General features: G+C 62.6%; 21 protein-coding genes and 2 tRNA genes. 11 read left to right on the top strand and 12 right to left on the bottom strand.

Annotation, left to right across the window (positions count from 1 at the left end):
• Positions 1-15 precede the first annotated feature (15 nt).
• The 3 genes from ehuB to BMY30_RS01895 all read right to left on the bottom strand — a co-directional run bounded on the left by ehuB (position 16) and on the right by BMY30_RS01895 (position 2,068).
• Entirely contained in the window at positions 16-903 is an 888-nt protein-coding gene (gene ehuB / locus BMY30_RS01905) for an ectoine/hydroxyectoine ABC transporter substrate-binding protein EhuB (RefSeq protein WP_089710035.1), read from the bottom strand.
• A gap of 97 nt (positions 904-1,000) precedes the next feature.
• Positions 1,001-1,573 (bottom strand): hypothetical protein, encoded by a 573-nt coding sequence (locus BMY30_RS01900; RefSeq protein ID WP_089710034.1) that lies wholly within the window; start codon positions 1,571-1,573, stop codon positions 1,001-1,003.
• Positions 1,574-1,699: 126 nt separating this feature from the next.
• Positions 1,700-2,068 (bottom strand): phasin family protein, encoded by a 369-nt coding sequence (locus BMY30_RS01895; protein WP_089710031.1) that lies wholly within the window; start codon positions 2,066-2,068, stop codon positions 1,700-1,702.
• 212 nt (positions 2,069-2,280) lie between these two features.
• Between BMY30_RS01895 and BMY30_RS01890 the strand changes: the two genes are divergently transcribed.
• Positions 2,281-3,660 (top strand): class II fumarate hydratase, encoded by a 1,380-nt coding sequence (locus tag BMY30_RS01890; protein WP_089710029.1) that lies wholly within the window; start codon positions 2,281-2,283, stop codon positions 3,658-3,660.
• 24 nt (positions 3,661-3,684) lie between these two features.
• Here the strand turns inward: BMY30_RS01890 and phnE (BMY30_RS01885) are convergent, their stop codons facing one another.
• From phnE (BMY30_RS01885) to phnD, 4 genes are all read right to left on the bottom strand, one after another.
• Positions 3,685-4,494 carry a phosphonate ABC transporter, permease protein PhnE gene (gene phnE, locus BMY30_RS01885; RefSeq protein ID WP_089710027.1) on the bottom strand — a complete coding sequence of 270 codons (810 nt, stop codon included), beginning with the start codon at positions 4,492-4,494 and terminating at the stop codon, positions 3,685-3,687.
• Entirely contained in the window at positions 4,488-5,300 is an 813-nt protein-coding gene (gene phnE, locus BMY30_RS01880; protein ID WP_089710338.1) for a phosphonate ABC transporter, permease protein PhnE, read from the bottom strand. Before phnE (BMY30_RS01880) ends, phnE (BMY30_RS01885) begins: the two co-directional genes overlap by 7 nt.
• Complete coding sequence (gene phnC / locus BMY30_RS01875) at positions 5,290-6,105, bottom strand: phosphonate ABC transporter ATP-binding protein (RefSeq protein WP_089710025.1); 816 nt, start codon at positions 6,103-6,105, stop codon at positions 5,290-5,292. Before phnC ends, phnE (BMY30_RS01880) begins: the two co-directional genes overlap by 11 nt.
• An 84-nt stretch (positions 6,106-6,189) precedes the next feature.
• Entirely contained in the window at positions 6,190-7,194 is a 1,005-nt protein-coding gene (gene phnD / locus BMY30_RS01870; protein ID WP_089710023.1) for a phosphate/phosphite/phosphonate ABC transporter substrate-binding protein, read from the bottom strand.
• A gap of 102 nt (positions 7,195-7,296) precedes the next feature.
• On the opposite strand from phnD, the gene BMY30_RS01865 reads away from it, so the two are divergent.
• Positions 7,297-7,884 (top strand): histidine phosphatase family protein, encoded by a 588-nt coding sequence (locus BMY30_RS01865; RefSeq protein ID WP_089710021.1) that lies wholly within the window; start codon positions 7,297-7,299, stop codon positions 7,882-7,884.
• 8 nt (positions 7,885-7,892) lie between these two features.
• On the opposite strand, the gene BMY30_RS01860 is transcribed toward BMY30_RS01865, so the two are convergent.
• Positions 7,893-8,651, bottom strand: a complete 759-nt coding sequence (locus tag BMY30_RS01860; protein WP_089710019.1) for a DeoR/GlpR family transcriptional regulator — start codon at positions 8,649-8,651, stop codon at positions 7,893-7,895.
• Positions 8,652-8,823: 172 nt separating this feature from the next.
• On the opposite strand from BMY30_RS01860, the gene glpK reads away from it, so the two are divergent.
• The 3 genes from glpK (at position 8,824) to BMY30_RS01845 (ending at position 10,611) form a co-directional block, all read left to right on the top strand.
• Positions 8,824-10,308, top strand: coding sequence for a glycerol kinase GlpK (gene glpK / locus BMY30_RS01855; protein WP_089710017.1), 1,485 nt, complete (start codon positions 8,824-8,826; stop codon positions 10,306-10,308).
• 124 nt (positions 10,309-10,432) lie between these two features.
• Positions 10,433-10,509: transfer RNA gene (locus BMY30_RS01850), tRNA-Val, on the top strand.
• A gap of 25 nt (positions 10,510-10,534) precedes the next feature.
• Positions 10,535-10,611 (top strand) — tRNA-Val (locus BMY30_RS01845).
• Between the two features lie 44 nt (positions 10,612-10,655).
• On the opposite strand, the gene BMY30_RS01840 is transcribed toward BMY30_RS01845, so the two are convergent.
• From BMY30_RS01840 to BMY30_RS01825, 4 genes are all read right to left on the bottom strand, one after another.
• Positions 10,656-11,117 carry a GAF domain-containing protein gene (locus BMY30_RS01840; RefSeq protein ID WP_089710015.1) on the bottom strand — a complete coding sequence of 154 codons (462 nt, stop codon included), beginning with the start codon at positions 11,115-11,117 and terminating at the stop codon, positions 10,656-10,658.
• A gap of 81 nt (positions 11,118-11,198) precedes the next feature.
• A complete protein-coding gene (locus tag BMY30_RS01835; protein ID WP_089710014.1) occupies positions 11,199-11,993 on the bottom strand; it encodes a MetQ/NlpA family ABC transporter substrate-binding protein in 795 nt (264 codons plus the stop codon).
• A 98-nt stretch (positions 11,994-12,091) separates the two neighbouring features.
• On the bottom strand, positions 12,092-12,745 hold the full coding sequence (locus BMY30_RS01830; RefSeq protein WP_089710337.1) for a methionine ABC transporter permease: 654 nt from the start codon (positions 12,743-12,745) through the stop codon (positions 12,092-12,094).
• Positions 12,726-13,784 (bottom strand): methionine ABC transporter ATP-binding protein, encoded by a 1,059-nt coding sequence (locus tag BMY30_RS01825; RefSeq protein WP_089710012.1) that lies wholly within the window; start codon positions 13,782-13,784, stop codon positions 12,726-12,728. The genes BMY30_RS01830 and BMY30_RS01825 overlap by 20 nt, the downstream gene beginning before the upstream one ends.
• Positions 13,785-14,105: 321 nt before the next feature.
• Here BMY30_RS01825 and BMY30_RS01820 point away from each other — a divergent pair, with 321 nt between their 5' ends.
• The 6 genes from BMY30_RS01820 to upp all read left to right on the top strand — a co-directional run bounded on the left by BMY30_RS01820 (position 14,106) and on the right by upp (position 18,889).
• Complete coding sequence (locus BMY30_RS01820) at positions 14,106-14,735, top strand: riboflavin synthase subunit alpha (RefSeq protein WP_089710011.1); 630 nt, start codon at positions 14,106-14,108, stop codon at positions 14,733-14,735.
• 219 nt (positions 14,736-14,954) lie between these two features.
• Complete coding sequence (locus BMY30_RS01815; protein WP_089710009.1) at positions 14,955-16,259, top strand: NCS2 family permease; 1,305 nt, start codon at positions 14,955-14,957, stop codon at positions 16,257-16,259.
• A 40-nt stretch (positions 16,260-16,299) separates the two neighbouring features.
• Positions 16,300-16,845, top strand: a complete 546-nt coding sequence (locus BMY30_RS01810) for an adenine phosphoribosyltransferase (protein ID WP_089710007.1) — start codon at positions 16,300-16,302, stop codon at positions 16,843-16,845.
• 5 nt (positions 16,846-16,850) lie between these two features.
• A complete protein-coding gene (gene gpt / locus BMY30_RS01805) occupies positions 16,851-17,330 on the top strand; it encodes a xanthine phosphoribosyltransferase (protein WP_089710005.1) in 480 nt (159 codons plus the stop codon).
• A 3-nt stretch (positions 17,331-17,333) separates the two neighbouring features.
• On the top strand, positions 17,334-18,017 hold the full coding sequence (gene ung, locus BMY30_RS01800; RefSeq protein ID WP_089710003.1) for a uracil-DNA glycosylase: 684 nt from the start codon (positions 17,334-17,336) through the stop codon (positions 18,015-18,017).
• Positions 18,018-18,259: 242 nt separating this feature from the next.
• Positions 18,260-18,889, top strand: coding sequence for a uracil phosphoribosyltransferase (upp, locus tag BMY30_RS01795; protein ID WP_089710001.1), 630 nt, complete (start codon positions 18,260-18,262; stop codon positions 18,887-18,889).
• Positions 18,890-19,098 lie beyond the last annotated feature (209 nt).

Genomic DNA, 19,098 nt, shown 5'->3' with positions numbered 1-19,098 from the left:
GCATAGAAGCAGGGCTCAGTTCCCGCGGTTGCACAACCATTCGGTGTCGAAGCGGAAGGCATTGAGGATGTCATCCTGGGTAAAGCCGTGTTCTCTCAACGTGTCTTCCCAGGCCTGGGTGTTGCGATAGTCGAGGAGCACCTCATCGAAGACGTCACGAAGCGTCTCCGCCTCCTGCGGGAAGGTGAAGGCGCCCCAGCTGCGGACTATTTCACCGTCCACCACGGGGTCGACGAAATCCTGCACGACCTCGACTTCCTGGCTCTGGGCATCCAGCTGGCTGACCGTCAAGCCCGTGCCGGCATAGGCGTCGGCCTGGCCATCGAGGATGATGTCGATGGCCGCGGCATTGGCGTTGATCACTTCGATACGCGACTCGGGAACGCCGAGTGACTCGAGGATGCCGATCTGAGTCGCGCCGTCGAGGACCGCCACGCGGATATCCTCGCGCTCGGCAAAGTCGCTGTAGGCGTTGATCTCTTCGGGGTTGGCGGCCCGGATCAGCAGGCCTTCGCCGTAGGAGGTGTTGGGCGCCGAAAAGAGGACTCGCTCACAGCGTTCGGGACGAATAGCCATCTCGGCAGCGGCCATGTCGAATCGATCTGCCTCAAGGCCATCGATCAGGTCGCCGAATTCCACGACCTGCCACTCGATCTCCTCGATGCCCAACTGCTCGAGTACGTACCGAGCCACTTCGGGCCCTGCACCTTTTCCCTCGCCGTTCTCGTCAAGGTACCCGTAGGGCACTTCATCCGCCACGGCGATACGAATGCTGCCTCTCTCGCGCAACTCGTCAAGCGTTGCCGCACCGGCGTCGGCGCTGAATGCCAGGGACACCATGATGGTCAGCCCTGCCACGCTCCGGCCACCATAGCGCTTGGCGAGCTTTCCGGATATGTCCATCGTCGTCACTCCTGGAGCCAGAGCCGCACCGGCTACCGGTGCGGCATTCGATCTTCAGCATAGAAGCCCGGTATGGCGGCTGCCATCTGCATGCGGCTCACCGGCTTAATTCGATGCTTCGCGACTGGCCATTGCCCAGACTGACCTGTTGGATGATGACGCGGGTCTCGCCGGTGGATGGATCCTTTCCGCTACCCGAAACATAGAACTCACCGGCAGGCAGGCCGGCAAGGCGGAAGTAGCCGTTGCCGTCGGTACGGGTGGTGTGGGTGTACTCGCGAGCCCGGGGATCCGCGCGCTCCACGGCGCGTCCCGCGAGGGCCTGCTCGGCGGCCTCGGCGGAGTAGGTGGTCACCGGGGCGACCGAGACGCCCGCGTTAGCCACCGGGCGACCGCCCAGCAGCAGGCGTCCGCTGATCACGCCGCTACCGCTCTTCTCCAGAGTGGCATACTCTTCGGCGGGGAATGCCACCTGGCGGGCGACCCGGTCGGTAGTGGAAGGGCGCTCGGCTCGTTCGGTCTCGCGTGTCTCGCGTGTCTCCCGTGGCATCTCCGTGCCACGCTCGATGACTTCGACACGTTCGCGTTGACCGGCGGGATAGCGCGGTTCGATGATCTGGCAGCCGGCCAGCGTGATCGCCAGCAGGGCGGGAAGGATCCAGCGTGTCATCTTGAGTCTCCCGGAGGGGGGACAATACCCCGTGTCCGGTGAGCATAACGCAAAAGGGCCGCCGATCATCGATCGGCGGCCCTTTTTGCTATCAAGAAGGCGCCGGCATTGCCGGCGCCGTCAGGCTTACTTGGCTGCCTTGGTGGCAGTCTCGGTAGCCTGCTTGACGTTGTCTTCGGCCAGCTTCTGGCTCTGCTGCACGAAGTCCTGCTGCAGAGAGACGACCTTCTCGGTGTCGCCCTTCAGACGCTCGGTCAGGTCCTTGGCGACCTTCTGCTGGCCTTCCATGTAGGTGCGCAGGCCTTCGGCATCCTTGACGTTCAGCAGGCTGCGCAGCTGCGCCAGACCGGTGTCGGAGTAAGCCTTGCTGGCGTCCAGCTGGGCGTTGACCAGCTTCTCGGTGTAGTCCACGGACAGGGCGGCATAGGCGCGAGCCGGGCCGAAGAACATGGATTCGAACTGCTCAGTGAACTGCTTGGTGTCGAAGTTTTGCATCGTGAGTCCCTCCCAGGGATTTCGGATCAATTCGAAGGCCGTGGCGGTCTGCCGATGCCTTCTGCGTCTCTGTTGCAATGCACAATAGCAAAGTGATTGGTGCAGTGCAACATCCTTTCTTTCTTTTTCTCGTCGAGAGGTCTCTTGCAAGGCCGGCCGCCTGACGCCATGTTGAGTGGAGCATCAATTACCCCGAACACGAGGAGCCGTACATGAGCGACCATCGCATCGAGCGCGACAGCATGGGTGAACTGGAGGTGCCGAAAGAGGCCCTCTATGGCGCCCAGACCCAGCGCGCCGTGAATAACTTTCCCGTCTCCGGCCAGCCGATGCCGCCCGCCTTCATCCATGCCATCGCCCGTATCAAGCTGGCGGCGGCTCGGGTCAACCGCGAGCTGGGCCTTCTCGACGATGCGCGGTCCCGGGAGGTCGTCGCCGCCGCCGAGAAGATCCTCGCGGGACATCTCGACGACCAGTTTCCGGTGGATGTCTTCCAGACAGGCTCGGGCACCTCAAGCAACATGAACGTCAACGAGGTGATCGCCCGGCAGGCCAGTAGTGACGGGGTCGAGGTCGGCGCCAACGACCACGTCAACATGGGGCAGTCGAGCAACGACGTGATCCCCACGGCGATCCATGTGTCTGCTGCGCTCGCAGTGAGCGGTCAACTGCGTCCGGCCCTGGAGCACCTGCGCGAGACCATTGACGCAAGGGCCGCGGAGCTCGACGACGTGGTCAAGACCGGGCGCACCCACCTGATGGACGCCATGCCGCTGCGCATGAGCCAGGAACTGGGAGGCTGGTCGAGCCAGGTGGGGCAGGCCATCGAGCGCCTGGACAGTGCCCTGGTGCGGCTGTGTCGCCTGGCCCAGGGCGGTACGGCGGTGGGCACCGGCATCAACGCCCATCCCGAATTCGCCGAGCGTATGGCGCGCGACCTGAGCGCGCAGACCGGCCTGTCGTTCTCGCCCAACGACAGTTTCTTCGCCAGCCTCGGCGCTCAGGACGCCGCGGTCGAACTCTCCGGGCAGCTCAGGGGCCTGGCCTGCGTGGTCATGAAGATCGCCAACGACCTGCGCTGGATGAACTCCGGGCCCTTGGCCGGACTGGGCGAGATCGAGCTCGAGGCCCTGCAGCCCGGCAGCTCGATCATGCCCGGCAAGGTCAATCCAGTGATCCCCGAATCGGCCGCGCAGGCCGCTGCCCAGGTGATCGGGCTCGACACGGCGGTGACGGTGGCCGGGCAGAGCGGCAACTTCCAGCTCAACGTCATGCTGCCGTTGATCGCTAACAACCTGCTTACCTCGATCACCCTGATGACCAACACCTCGCGGCTGCTGGCCGACCGTGCCATTGCCACCTTCAAGGTGCGTCATGACAACCTCGAGGGACCACTGGCACGTAACCCCATCCTGGTCACGGCGCTGAACTCGGTGATCGGCTACGATGCCGCGGCGGCCATCGCCAAGCAGGCATATAAAGCAGGAAGGCCGATCATCGAGGTGGCCGAGGAGCAGACCGACCTGTCGCGTGAGGAACTCGAGCGCCTGCTCGATCCTGCCGAGCTGACACGGGGTGGCATCCCTGAGTAGGCCTGCGCCGGACGTGATAGCCGCCTAGAGTGCCTTGCGGCGCAGCAGGCCAGTAATCGCCTCACCGATCAACACCAGCGCGATGATGGCGATCAGGATGGTGGCGACCGTCTGCCAGGCGAAGGTATCGATGGAACCCTGCAGGATCACGCCGATGCCACCGGCCCCGACGAGCCCGAGTACCGTGGATTCTCGGATGTTGATGTCCCAGCGCAGGATGACGATGGCGAAGAACGCCGGCATCACCTGAGGGACGACGGCATAGGCGATCACCTTCGCCTTGGAGGCGCCGGTCGCTTCCATGGCTTCAACCGGTCGACGGTCGATCTCCTCGATGGCCTCGCCCATCAGCTTGCCGATGAAGCCCACCGAGCGGAACATGATGGCGAGTATCCCGGCCAGCACCCCGGGGCCGAAGATCGCCACGAACAGCAGCGCCCAGATGATGGTGTTCACCGAGCGGCTCGAGACCAGGATAAAACGTCCCAGCCACAGGCAGGCGCGATTGGGCGTGGTGTTCTGGGCGGCAATGTAGGAGACCGGCAGGGCGATGAAGACGGTCAGCAGGGTGGCAAGCGTGGCGATATGCACCGTCTCGATCATGGCATTGACGATCTCGCCGAGACGGCTCGGGTCCGGCGGCCACATGCGGCCCCCCAGGCTCGAGATCTGGTTGGGAGCATCCCAGACCCAGGGCCAGAAGATGTCGATGTCGCGCACCGCCCAGACGACCAGCATCAGCGTGACCAGCATCACGCCGTAGCGGATGAGCTGCTCCCTGGGATTGTGGCGTCGCCAGACACGATCAGCCAGCAGATCGGCGTCGTCTACCATATCTTCTTCCTTACCCAGCCGCTGACGCCTTCACTGACCAGGATCACCGCGATGATCACCAGCAGGATGGCGAAGGCGAAATCATAGTCGTAGCGCCCGAAGGCATTCATCAGGGTGCTGCCGATGCCGCCTGCCCCGACGATCCCCACTACCGCGGAGGCGCGCAGGTTGCTGTCAAGCTGATACATCGAGAGTCCCACCTGGCGCGGCAGGATCTGCGGGAAGACGGCATAGTAGAGTGTCGCCAGGTAGCCGGCGCCCGTGGCGCGCATGGCCTCCACCTGGCCCCAGTCGATCTCCTCGATCTCCTCGGCGAGTAGCTTGCCGACGAAGCCGATGGAGTAGAGGGTCAGGGTCAGGATGCCGGCGAGCGGGCCGAAGCCCACCGCGGCGACGAAGAGGATGGCGACGATGACGGGATGGAAGCTGCGCGAGACGATGATCACCGCGCGCCCTAGCAGGTAGACCGGCAAGGGCGCGATGTTGCGCGCCGCCATCACGGCGAAGGGGATCGACAGCAGCACCCCCAGCAGGGTGGCCAGGAGGGCAATTTGCAGGCTCTCCGTGAAGCCGGTCAACAGCAGGTCGAAGCGTGAGAAATTTGGCGGGAAACCGCCACCGAAGATGCGTGCCGCCCGGGGTAGCCCTTCGCTAATACGTTCCCAGTTGAAGGGCAGGGTGGCGAAGGCCCAGACCAGATAGAACACCACCACCGCCAGCAGGCCGTAGCGCAACACGGGGTTGGCGATGAAGGGGGGCTTGCGCCAGGTCCGCGGCGATGGCGCTCCGCTGCTGTCAGCTTGCATCATGGCGGGCCTCCCGGTCGGCCGATTCGGGGCCGCCCAGCGGGGTGGCGGTCTCGTCTTCCGGCGACTCGATACCGCCGTAGATGGCATCCAGCGCCTGCTTGTCGAAGTCGGCGGGGGTGCCATCGAAGATCATGGTGCCGTGACGCAGTCCGACGATGCGGTCGGTGTAGGCTCTGGCCTGAGCCACATTGTGGATGTTGATCAGCACCGGCAGCGATAACTCGCTGGCCAGACTTTGCAGCAGCACCATGATCTGTTCGGAGGTGCGAGGGTCCAGTGAGGCCGTGGGCTCGTCGGCCAGTAGCACCTCCGGTTCCTGCATCAGGGCGCGCACCACGCCGACCCGCTGTCGTTCGCCCCCGGAAAGCTCGTCGGCGCGCTTGTTGGCATACTGGGCAATGCCGACCCGTTCCATCAGCTTGAAGGCGCGCTCGATATCCGCGGCGGGGTAGCGGCGGGTGATGGCCTGGAAAAGGCTGACATAGCCAAGCCGGCCGGAGAGCACGTTCTCCATTACCGTCAAGCGATCGATCAGGTTGAAGCCCTGGAAGATCATGCCGATCTTGCGTCGGGCGCGCCGCAGGTCGCGGTGTCGAAGCGTGACGATTTCGCTGCCATTGAGCTTGATCGAACCCGAGGTGGGTTCCACCAGGCGATTGATGCATCGAAGCATGGTGCTCTTGCCGGCGCCCGAGGCACCGACGATGGCCACCACGCTGTTGTCCTCGACACTCAGGTCAAGCCCCTTGAGCACGGGCTCGTCATGACCATAGCGCTTGATCAGGTTGGATATCTCTAGCATCGGCGAGTCCAGGCGGGCGAAGGATCGACAAGACAGCGACGCCGGCCTTCCCGGGAAGGCCGGCGTCATGCTGCCAGGCGTGGATTATTCGAGATTGTCGGGCGTGTACTCGACCCCGTTGGCGTTCTGGATGGTGCGGATGACCTTCCAGTGATCCTCATAGTTGATGGGGATGAACTTCTCGACCCCCTCGAACTCCTCGCCCAGCTCGGTGCCGGCGAACTCGAAACTGAAGAAGGCTTCCTCGATCTTGTCGACCAGGTCGGGATGCAGGTTGTGGGCATAGGTGTAGGAGGTGGTCGGGAAACTGTCTGACTCGTAGATGATCTTGACGTCCTCCGGGTCATAGAGGTCGCGGGCGGCCATGCGCTCGACCACTTCCGAGGCCACCGGTGCTGCGTCATAATCCTGGGCCACCACCCCGAGCATGGATTGGTCGTGGCTGCCCGAATAGATCACCTCATAGTCCTCGCCGGGAACGATGCCCAACTCGGGGAAGAGGGCTCGCGGCGCCTGGTTGCCGGAGTTGGAGGTGGGTGAGGTGTGGGCCACACGCTTGCCCTTGAGGTCTTCCATCTCGTCGATGCCAGAGTCGACATGGGTATAGAGCTGGAGGGTGTAACCGAAGCGCCCGTCATCCGACCCCATCAGGGCGAAGGGCACGGCACCGGCCAGGTTGACGGCGAAGGGCGTCGGGCCGGTGGAGAAACCGGCGATATGCAGGCGGCCGCTACGCATCGCCTCGACCTGGGCAGAGTTGGACTGCACGGCGAAAAAGCGCACGTCTCGCTCGGTCACCTCTTCAAGGTGGTCGATGAATGGCTGCCAGATGTCGGAATAGATGGCGGGGTCTTCTACCGGCGTATAGGCAAAGATCAGGGTGTCGGGGTTGGCCCACTCGGACTTGTCGTCCGGGCGGTCGGCGACCATGTCGCCGTTCTCGTCGCAGTAGATGTCAGCCAGGTCACCGCGTTTACAGTCCTCCTGAGCCTGGACCTGGGTGGCGGCTACCAGGGCAAGCGGCAGCAGCGAGGAGAGGGCCAGCTTGGTGAGCGGGTGCTTTCGAGACCGGATGGGATGATGGATCATGGCGTGCCTCGTGAGATTATTGTTGTGCAGGACGTTCGGATATCGACATGTCGATGATTGATTCCGAATAACCTTCTTCAATCTAGAGTTCGCGACAAAACCATGTCAAACACTTTCCCCGCCGCGCTAGGCCATTGGCATAATCGCTACCTGCTGATGCGCCACGGTCACAGCCTGGCCAACCAGCAGGGGCTGATCATCAGCTCACCAGAACGTGGGCTGGCCGGCTTCGGCCTCTCTCCGCGGGGCCAGGAGCAGCTCGATGAACGGCTCGCCGATTGGCGCTGGGCGAGGCCTGACCGGATCCTGCATTCGGACTTCCTGCGCACCGCCGAGACGGCTGAACGAATTGCTCGCCACTTCGGTCTGTGGCTCGAAGCCGAGCCGCGACTGCGGGAGCGCCATTTCGGGGCATTCGAGGGTGAGGGAAGCGACTGCTATACCGAGGTCTGGGCACGTGATGCTCGTGACCCGGCCCATCGCCATAGCGGCGTCGAGGCGGTGACCGAGGTGGCTGCTCGAATGTCGGCAGTGATTACGGATCTGGAATGTCGTCATGCGGGAGAAACGATCCTGCTGATCAGTCATGGGGATCCGCTACAGATTCTGCTTACCGCGCTGGAAAGCCGCGATCTGAGCCAGCACCGCGAACGAGCGTCGCTCGAGCCGGCCAGCATCACTGTCCTGTGAGGTTGGCGTCAGGCGATATGCAGCGTCACATCGTGCTCTTTCAGTAGACGCATGATGGTCTCGGGCGGTTCGCGGTCCGTGAACAGGGCATCGAGCTGGGCCAGGTTGCCCTGGCGGACCACCGGATTACGCTGGAACTTGGAGTGGTCGGTGGCCAGGAAGATCTTGCGGGAATTGCGGATGATGGCCTGGGCGACGCGCACTTCCTGATAGTCGAACTCCAGCAGGGAGCCATCCTCGTCGATGCCGCTGATGCCGATGATACCGTAGTCGACCTTGAACTGGTTGATGAAGTCGATGGTCGCTTCGCCGATGATGCCGCCGTCACGAGAGCGGACCTGGCCGCCGGCGATGATCATGTTGAAGTCCTCCTTGTGCTGGAGGATCGCCGCCACATTGAGGTTGTTGGTGATCACCTCCAGGCCCTGGTGGTCGAGCAGTGCCTCGGCGATCACCTCGTTGCTGGTCCCGATATTGATGAACAGGGATGAATGGTCGGGGATGTGGCGAGCGAGCAGGGCGGCGATACGCTGCTTGGCCTCGAGGTTGAGGGTCTTGCGGGTCGAGTAGGCGGTATTGACGGTGCTCGATTCCAGGCCAGCGCCACCATGAACCCGGCGTATGCGCCCCTCGCCCGAGAGGGTGTTGAGGTCGCGGCGAATGGTCTGGGGCGTGACCGTGAAGTGCTCGGTGAGCTGCTCGATGCTGGCATAGCCCTGGCGGCGCAACAGCTCGATGATGGCGTCCTGGCGTTGCTGCTGGTTCATGGGGTCTCCTTGGCTTAGCGGATTCTACGCTCTTGATCCAAAGTCGAAGACACGCCAGCGTCCGGGCGTTTGAGCGGGAGGATAGGCTGGAGTAGTCTGAATGATCATAAACGAACATTAGCGGTTAAAAACGAAATCGGCACGCCAGTACAACCACAACAGGATGCTTGCCATGGCTTCATACCTTCTGGCCATCGATCAGGGCACCACCAGCTCCCGCGCCATCCTCTTTGATCGTCAGGGGCGCAGCGTCGCCACGGCGCAGCGTGAATTCACCCAGCACTTCCCCCATGATGGCTGGATCGAGCACGATCCGGAGGATATCTGGGAGACTGTGCTTACCACCTGCCGTGAGGTGCTGGTCGAGACCGGCGCCTCTACCGACGAGATCGCCGGTGTCGGCATCACCAACCAGCGCGAGACCACCCTGCTGTGGGATCGGATCACCGGTGAGCCGTTGTATAACGCCATCGTCTGGCAGGATCGTCGCACCGATGAGGCTTGCCAGAAGCTTCGCGAGGCGGGCCACCTGGAGGACGTCCAGTCGCGTACGGGACTGCTGATCGACCCTTATTTCTCGGCCACCAAGCTGGCCTGGCTGCTCGACGAAGTGCCCGATGCCCGGGCGCGCGCCGAGCGGGGCGAACTGGCCTTTGGCACCGTGGACACCTTCCTGATCTGGCGTCTTACCGGCGGTGAGGTACACGCCACCGATGCCACCAATGCCTCGCGCACCGCGCTATTCAACATTCATCAGCAGCGCTGGGATGAGGAACTGCTGGCCCTTTTCGATATTCCGAGGAGTCTGTTGCCGGAGGTCAGGGACTCCAGCGATGACTTCGGCAGGGTCGATGCCCGCTGGCTGGGGGGCGAGTTGCCCATCGCCGGCGTGGCTGGCGACCAGCAGGCCGCGCTGGTCGGCCAGGCGTGCTTTTCGCCCGGCATGGGCAAGAGTACCTACGGCACCGGCTGTTTCATGATCGTCAATACCGGGGAGACCGCCGAAACCTCGCGTAATCGCCTGCTGACCACGGTGGCCTATCGACTGAACGGCAAGCCCACGTACGCCATGGAGGGCAGCATTTTCGTTGCCGGCGCCACGGTGCAGTGGCTGCGCGATGGCCTGAAGCTGTTCGCCGATGCCGCCGATACCGAAGCCCTGGCGTGCCAGACTCGCAGTGGACACAGCGTCTATCTGGTGCCGGCCTTTACCGGCCTCGGGGCACCTCACTGGGACCCGAAAGCGCGCGGTGCCATCTTCGGCCTGACCCGCGACACCGGTATCGCCGAAATTGTTGCCGCCGGTCTCCAAGCAGTCTGCTACCAGACGCGCGACCTGCAGGTCTGCATGGATGATGACATGTCGGCATCTCCGAGCATCCTCAGGGTCGACGGCGGTATGGTGGCGAACAATTGGGTGATGCAGTTCCTCGCCGACATGCTGGGCGTCCCGGTGGACCGGCCCACTGTGCTGGAGACGACCGCCCTGGGGGCCGCCTACCTGGCCGGCCTGAGACTTGGCTGGTATCGCGACCTCGACGAGATCGCCGAGCTGTGGCGCTGCGAGCGACGTTTCACGCCGCAGATGGACGAGGCAGAGCGCGAGCGTCTCTATGCCGGTTGGAAGGAGGCCGTGGAGCGAGTTCGTACCCAGTAGTGGGAAGTGGGGGCAAGATGCTGATTCGCGGGTATTGACGGGTGATCTCGGGCTTGCATTTGCGGGTCGGATGGGTAGAATACGCATCCGTTGTCGCGGCGAAGTCATGGCGTAGCGAGGATGCAGGACCATAGCTCAGTTGGTTAGAGCGCCACGTTGACATCGTGGAGGTCGGCGGTTCAAATCCGCCTGGTCCTACCAAAAATCGCCGGATGACGACAGCTTCAGGACCATAGCTCAGTTGGTTAGAGCGCCACGTTGACATCGTGGAGGTCGGCGGTTCAAATCCGCCTGGTCCTACCAGATTCCAGAATGCCCCCGCAGCCCTCGGCTGCGGGGGCATTTCTTTATTGGGTGTCGCTCTTCTCGATGAATATCGCCACCAGTTGCTCGATGCCTGCCTGGTCGGCGTCACTGAAGCGGCCCTCCCTCGGGCTGTCCAGGTCCAGCACGCCCCACAGTCGGTCATTTACCACGATGGGCACCACCAGCTCGGCTCGGGAGTCCGCATCGCAGGCGATGTGATCCTCCACGGCATGTACGTCCGCCACACGCTGGGTCTGGCGCGAGCGGGCGGCGGCGCCGCAGACCCCTTTCGAGAAGGGGATGGGATGACAGGCCGGCTTGCCCTGGAAGGGGCCAAGGCACAGCAACTCTGGTTGGCGCTGCAGATAGAAGCCGACCCAGTTGAGATCGGGGAGTTCCTGCATCAGGAAGGCGCAGGTCTGGGCGCTGTTGGTCAGCCAGTCTCGGGTATCGAGCAAGGCCTCGAGCTGGCGGGCGAGCAGGGCGTAGTCGGGCTGCATCATTACTCCTCCGTAATGAAAGAGGCCGGCACAGTGGCCGGCCCCAAACGCATCAATCCCTAGGTACGGAATAGGGTAATTTACTTACTTCCACCCCGGCACTGCTTGCGGTCCAAAAAGTTCTGCTGCCTTGGCCTCGACTTCTTCGGTCTGGTAGGCCTCGACCAGTTGCTGGATGGCTTCGCGGTCCTCGTCACCTTCGCGCACCACGATCAGGTTGACGTAGGGGGACTCCGGGCCTTCCTTGATCAGCGCATCGTCCAGGCTCAGGCCAGCTGGCTGGGCGAAGGTGTTGTTGATGAAGGCCATGTCCACATCGGGCAAGACACGGGGCAGCTGGGCGGCCTCGATCTCGCGGAACTCGAAGTCATTCGGATTCTCGGCAATGTCCAGCGGTGTAGCTTCCAGGTATGTTGGATCCTCGAGAGTGATCAGCCCCTCGTTATGCATCAGGATCAGCGACCGCCCTTCATTGGAAGGGTCGTTGGGCAGGGCAATGGTGGCCCCTTCCGGAAGTGCCTCGATGCTTTCGTACTTCTCGGAGTAAGCACCGATCGGATAGACGAAGGTATAGCCGGCGATGGCGAAGTCGTAGCCGCGATCCTCGACCATGGAGCGCATGTAGGGTTCATGCTGGTAGGCATTGGCATCCAGGCTACCGTCGGCCAGGGCGGCGTTGGGCGTCACGTAGTCGGTGAACTCGATGATTTCGACCTCGAGGCCGTATTCGCGCTCGGCGATCTCGGCGGCCACCTGCATGACATCGGTCTCGGGGCCGGCCACGGTGCCGACCTTGATGGAATGCTCGTCGGCCAGGGCGGTGCCGGTGCCTAGGGTCAGGGCGGAAGCTGCCAGGGTGCCGATCAGGCTCTTGCGCATGTCGTAGTTCTCCTCGTTGAAGGTATTACAGGTCAGGACAGATGATAATAGAATAACCAGAAAATTTATAATGCATTCTGGTTATCAGTCCGAATGAGTTATTTGTGGTCACTCTTGCGGACCAAATAATCCCCCAGGCTCTGGAAGCCCTGGACCATCACCACCAGGATCACCACCGTGATCAGCATGATGGTCGGGTTGAAGCGGTTGTACCCGTAGCGGATGCCCAAGTCACCCAGCCCGCCGCCACCCACGGCACCGGCCATGGCCGAGTAGCTGATCAGGGTGACCACCGTCACGGTCAGCGCTGTAAAGATGCCACCGCGTGCCTCGGGGACCAGCACCTTGGTGATGATCTGCCAGGGCGTGGCACCCATGGATTGTGCGGCCTCGACCAATCCCGGCGGGATCTCGTTGAGGGCGCCTTCAACCAGTCGTGCCACGAAGGGAATGGCGGCGATGGTCAGGGGAACGGAGGCGGCATTGGTACCGATCGAGGAGCCGACCAACATCCGAGTGAAGGGAATGATGGCCACCATCAGGATGATGAAAGGGATCGAACGACCGATGTTGGTAATCGTTCCCAGCACCCGGTTCAGTGTCGGCTCGGCCAGGATCTGGCGCGGCCGCGTGACGTAAAGCAACACGCCCAGCGGGATGCCCACCAGGGCCGAGATCACGCCTGACACGGCCACCATGTAGAGGGTGTCCAGGGTGGCCTCGAGAATCAGTTCAATCATCGCGCTGGACATGGCCAAGCACCTCCACCTGCAGGTCGTGGGATTCGAGATAGTCGAGGGCTTCGCGGGTCTTTTCCGCCGGACCCATCAGTTCGGCGATCATCAGCCCCAGGGTGCGCTCCTGGATCGACTCCACCTTGGCCTGCAGGATGCTGACGTCCACGCTGCATTCCCTGGCCAGCCGTGAGATAAGCGGTGTCGAGACAGCATCTCCTGAAAAGGCCAGGCGCACTACCGGGTGGCTGTTGGGTCCTGGGGCCTCCTCGAGACGCTCGATCAGGGCGCGGGGTGGGTCGAGTTCCAGGAAGTCGTTGAGGAAGTCGCGTCCCAGACGAGTTTGGGGTGCCGTGAAGAAGTCGCCGACGTCGGCTTCCTCGACCAGTTCCCCATCGGAGATCAGGCTGACCCGGTGGCAGATCGACTTGACCACCTCCATCTCATGGGTGATCAGCAGGATGGTCAGGCCAAGCTTGCGATTGATGTCGCGCAGCAGGTCCAGGATCGACCCGGTGGTTTGGGGGTCGAGGGCTGAGGTCGCCTCGTCGCAGAGCAACACCTTGGGACGGCTGGCGAGTGCCCGGGCGATTGCCACACGCTGCTTCTGGCCACCCGAAAGCTGGGCGGGATACTGGCGCGCCTTGTCGTCCAGACCCACCAGTTCCAGCAAAGGCGTGACGCGCTCACGGATCTCGCTACGCTTCATGCCCATCAACTCCAGCGGCAGGGAGACGTTGGCGAAGACGGTGCGCGAGGTCAGCAGGTTGAAATGCTGGAAGATCATGCCGATGCGATGGCGAGCCTGATTAAGGGCTGCCCCGGAGAGGGCAGTCAGTTCCTGGCCGTCCACGGTGACCGTGCCGGTCGTCGGGCGTTCGAGCAGATTGACGCAGCGGATCAGGGTGGACTTGCCGGCACCCGAGAGGCCGATAACACCATGGATCTGGCCCTGGGGCACGTGGAGGTCGGCGTGCTTGAGGGCCGTCACGGCCGAGCTGGCGTCGCGTCGGCCCTTGGGGTAGTAGGTCTTGGAAACGTCTTGGAGTCGAATCATCACAGCCGCCAATGGAGCGCCGGTCGAGGGTCGGGCGGGCGGAGGCAACCCGCGACGCCGACGCCCGTAATCCGGGACCACATCGGCGCCCTAAAAAATTAGCCGCCTACCATAGAGTCTAGGGTGAGCGCATGTCAATGAGAATGAAAAATGATGTCGTTTGTAGCGCTTCATCTTGGTTGAATTGACTGCCTGATGGGCGAGCTCTGGAAGATATTCATGGTGAGTTGGCTCGTCGTTGCAGCCTTTGGGGGGCAGACTCCGGCTGCTAAACTGTTGGCTTTCCGGTCCCATCGCGGCCGGTCAGCACGAGGAGCGTTCATGTTCACAGGCATCGTACAGGGCACCGCCGAGGTGGTGGCCATCCAGGAGGCGGAGGCCTTTCGCACCCATGTGCTGGCGTTGCCGGCTGAGTTGCGCGAGGGGCTGGTGCTGGGCGCTTCGGTGGCCCACAACGGGGTCTGTCTCACGGTCACCGCCATTGACGAGGAACGGGTCAGCTTCGACTTGATGCGCGAGACCCTGCGGGTGACCAATCTCGGTGCAGTAAAGGAGGGGGATCGCGTCAATATCGAACGCGCGGCGCGATTCGGGGACGAGATCGGCGGCCATGCCATGTCCGGCCATGTGATGGCGCTGGCCGAGTTGGTCGAACTCGACGAGGCTCCCAACAATCGCCGGCTCTGGTTCGAGGTACCTCACGCGCTAGGCCGCTTCCTGTTCGACAAGGGCTATATCGGAGTGGACGGTATCAGCCTGACCATCGGGCAGGTGCAGCCGGCTACCGTGGATCACGGGCCACGTTTCTGCGTCGACCTGATCCCCGAGACCTTGGTTCGTACCATCCTGGTGGATCGGGTCCCGGGTGATGGCGTCAATATCGAGATCGATCCTCAGACCCAGGCCATCGTCGAAACGGTGGAGCGGGTGCTTCAAGCACGTGAAATTTAACGCGGCACGGAAAACTTGACCGTTCCGTCAAGTTTGCGTTGGTCAGTCGGGTGGCGCTTGGCCCGGAGGTTGCTTATACAAGGGGCTGTAAATGAATCGGCCCGCCAAGGGTCATCTCGCAAGATGCAGAGGCTTTGGGTACCATAGGCGGTTTTTCTCGTCGCCTTTCTCGCACCTCATGGCCCCATCGCTCCGTCCACGCGCGCAGGAACAACAACCATGCTGAATCGCCTGATCGACAACCATTTCAAGCTGGTCGAACACAATACCGATGTGAAGACCGAGGTCATCGCCGGGATCACCACCTTCCTGACCATGGCCTACATCATCTTCGTCAACCCGAGCATCCTCTCCGAGGCCGGCATGGATTACGGCGCAGTGTTTGTCGCCACCTGCCTGGCCGCCGCTGTAGGCTGTCTGATCATGGGCCTTTGGGCCAACTATCCCATTGCCCAGGCGCCCGGCATGGGCCTCAACGCCTTCTTCACCTACGGTGTGGTGTTGGGCATGGGATATACCTGGGAGGCGGCATTGGGCGCAGTCTTCTTCTCGGGCTTTATCTTCTTCCTGCTCAGCATCTTCAAGATCCGCGAGTGGATCATCAACTCGATCCCCATGTCGTTGCGTCTGGGCATCGCTGCCGGCATCGGGCTCTTCCTGGCGATGATCGCCCTGAAGAATGCCGGCATCGTGGTGGCCAATCCCGCCACCTACGTGGCCCTGGGCGACCTGTCCCAGCCGCCGGCTCTCTATGCCCTGCTGGGCTTTTTCGTGATCACCGCCCTGGCCTATCTCAAGGTCACCGGGGCGGTGATGATCGGCATCCTCGGGGTCACCGTGCTGGCGATGCTCTTCGGTCACAACGAGTTCGGCGGCTTCATGTCCTTGCCGCCCTCCATCGCGCCGACCTTCATGGCCCTGGATCTGGCCGGCGCCTTCGACGTGGCGATGATCAGCGTGATCTTTGCCTTCCTGTTCGTCGACCTCTTCGATACTTCAGGCACCCTGGTCGGCGTGGCCCAGAAGGGGAAACTGTTGGACGAGGATGGCAAGCTGCCCAGGCTCGGTCGCGCGATGATGGCCGACAGTAGCGCCTCCATGGCCGGCGCAGTGCTGGGGACCTCGACCACTACCAGCTATATCGAGTCCACCGCCGGCATTGCCTCCGGCGGGCGTACCGGTCTGACCGCCGTCGTGGTGGCGGTACTCTTTCTGATCAGCCTTTTCTTCGCACCGCTGGCAGGTTCCATCCCGGCCTACGCCACCGCCGGGGCGCTGCTTTATGTGGCGGTGCTGATGGCGGGTAGTCTGGCTCACGCCAACTGGGACGACCCCACGGACGCCGCCCCGGTGCTGATTGCCGCTCTGGCTATGCCGTTGACCTTCTCGATTGCCGAGGGTATCGCGCTAGGCTTCATCAGCTATGCCGCCATCAAGGCACTCTCCGGGCGTTTCAAGGACCTGAACCCCGCGGTGATCGTGCTGGCGCTGCTGTTTGCCGGCAAGTTCCTGTTCCTTGGCTGATCTCTCTACCGATTGCATTCACTCACCGAGTCTCGATCCGATGAGCATCTACGGCGACTACATCAAGTCCGTGATCCGCACTGTCCCCGACTGGCCGCAGTCGGGGGTCAACTTCCGCGACATCACCCCGCTGCTGCAGAACAGGGCAGCCTTCCGCAAGCTGGTCGACAGCTTCGTACACCGCTACCAGGAGATGGACATCGATGCCGTGGCGGCCATCGATGCCCGCGGTTTCATTGTCGGCGCACCGCTGGCCTATGAGTTGGGCTGCAGCTTCGTGCCGGTGCGCAAGAAGGGCAAGCTGCCGTTTCGCACCATCAGCGAGACGTATACCCTGGAGTACGGTGAGGCCGAGGTGGAGCTGCACTCTGATGCCTTCAGGCAAAGTGATCGCATCCTGATCGTCGACGATCTGATCGCCACCGGCGGCACCATGCTGGCCGCGGCGAAGCTGATCAGCCGCAGTGGCGGGCATGTCGTGGAGACCGCCACCATCGTCGACCTGCCTGACCTTGGTGGCTCGCAGCGTATTCGCGAGGCCGGGTATGGTGTCTTCGCCGTCTGTTCCTTTACCGAGGACGAGTGAGCCGCATGAGCACCCATCGCTATCACCAGCACTTCACCGTCTCCTGGGACCAGCTGCACCGCGACGTCCGTGAGCTCTGCCACCGGCTGATCGAGCGCGACTTCAAGGGCATCATTGCCATTACCCGTGGCGGCTTGATTCCGGCGGCGCTGATCGCCCGGGAACTCAACGTGCGCCTGATCGATACCGTCTGCATCAAGAGCTACGATCACATGGATCAGGGAGGCCTGGAACTGCTGAAGGGCATCGACCACGACGGCGAAGGCTGGTTGCTGGTCGACGACCTGGTCGATACCGGGCGGACTGCCAAGGCCGTGAGCGAGATGTTGCCGAAGGCTCACTTTGTGACCATCTATGCCAAACCCGATGGCAAGCCGTTGGTCGATCAATACCTCACCGAGGTGGCCCAGGATTGCTGGATCCAGTTTCCCTGGGATATGGGCGTGGCCTACGTAGAGCCGCTGGTCGACCAGGCGAAGCGCTGATCCATGGCCTGTCCGCTTCCTGGCAGCTGGCAACGGTGGCTGGGCGACGAGTTCGATGCGCCCTACATGCAGTCGCTGCGTGACTTCCTGGCGGCAGAGAAGGCTGCCAGGAAGGTGATCTATCCGCACTCGACGCACTGGTTCCGTGCCTTCGAACTGACGCCGCTGGACACCGTCAAGGTGGTGATCCTCGGCCAGGATCCCTACCACGGCCCGAATCAGGCTCACGGGCTCTGTTTCTCGGTGCGACCCGGTGTTCGCGTGCCGCCTTCGCTTGCCAATATCTACAAGGAACTGCAGGCGGACGTGGGTTTCCAGCCGGTAGATCACGGCAACCTCGAGTACTGGGCGCGCCAGGGGGTGTTGCTGCTCAACACCTCGCTGACGGTTGAGCAGGGCAATGCCGGCTCGCATCGCGGCAAGGGCTGGGAAACCTTTACCGACCGCGCCATCGCCACGGTGAGCGAGCATGCCGAGCCCTCGGTGTTCTTGCTGTGGGGTAGCCATGCCCGCCAGAAGAAGGCGCTGGTCGATACATCTCGTCATCTGGTGCTGGAATCCCCGCATCCCTCGCCGCTCTCGGCCCATCGCGGCTTCTTTGGCAACCATCACTTCTCCCGCGCCAACGCCTTTCTGGTCGAGCAGGGACGTGAGCCCATCGACTGGCAGCTGCCAGCTCAGCCTTAACCTCGACGCGAGATGGGGTTAAAATGCCGAGCTAATTGTTGTGGGAGGTGTAGGTTCGATGCTTCGACTTGTATAGCGATGTATGGTCGGCGTCTTTCGCGGTGCGAGCACCGCTCCCACAACCCGATGTAGGCTCTTTACCCTTGTGGGAGCCGTGCTTGCACGGCGATGTGTGCCTGCCGCCTTTCGCGCTGCATGTGGTGCTCCCACCAGCTACCCACCGCCGTCCAAGAGGTTCCCCCATGAGCGTCCATGCCATCCAGCATCCGCTGGTTCAGCACAAGGTTGGTCTGATGCGTGAAGCCGGCATCAGCACCAAGAGCTTCCGTGAACTGTCCGGCGAGCTGGCCAAGCTGCTCACCTACGAGGCGACCAGCGACCTGGAGCTGCAAACCCAGGAGATCGATGGCTGGAGCGGCAACAAGATTCCGGTGCAATTGCTCAAGGGCAAGAAGGTCACCATCGTGCCTATCCTGCGCGCGGGGCTGGGTATGCTCGACGGTGTCACCGACCTGATCCCCAGTGCTCGGGTCAGCGTGGTGGGACTCTACCGTGATGAAGAGACGCTGGAGCCGGTGCCCTATTTTGCCAAGTTCGCCAATGACCTGGACGAGCGAATGGCCATCGTCATCGATCCCATGCTGGCCACCGGCGGCACCATGGTTGCCACCTTGGACATGCTCCGCGAGCGGGGCTGCAAGCAGATGAGGGTTATCGTGCTGGTCGCCGCGCCCGAGGGTATCAAGCGGGTCCAGGATGCCTATCCGGACATCGAGCTCTACACCGCCGCGGTGGATGACCATCTCGACGAGAACGGCTATATCGTCCCCGGTCTGGGGGACGCCGGCGACAAGATCTTCGGCACGCGGTAACGGCTTCCCGCCCGAATGGGCGAGGGTTCGCACGGATTTTGCTGAACGGCGTTAATTCTCCGACTCCTTCCCGATATCGGCATCACGGCAAGGTATTCCCCTGCAGGTGGTGCCGATGTTGCATGTCCCTCCTGCTTGCCTCTGGCTCATGATGATGTTGCTGGATGTTCGTTTGCGATCATTATGTAGCGCTCATTGCCAGGCCAGTA

The organism is Halomonas daqiaonensis (assembly GCF_900109725.1).
Lineage (GTDB): Bacteria > Pseudomonadota > Gammaproteobacteria > Pseudomonadales > Halomonadaceae > Halomonas > Halomonas daqiaonensis.
This window is presented reverse-complemented; position numbering and strand designations above follow the sequence as displayed.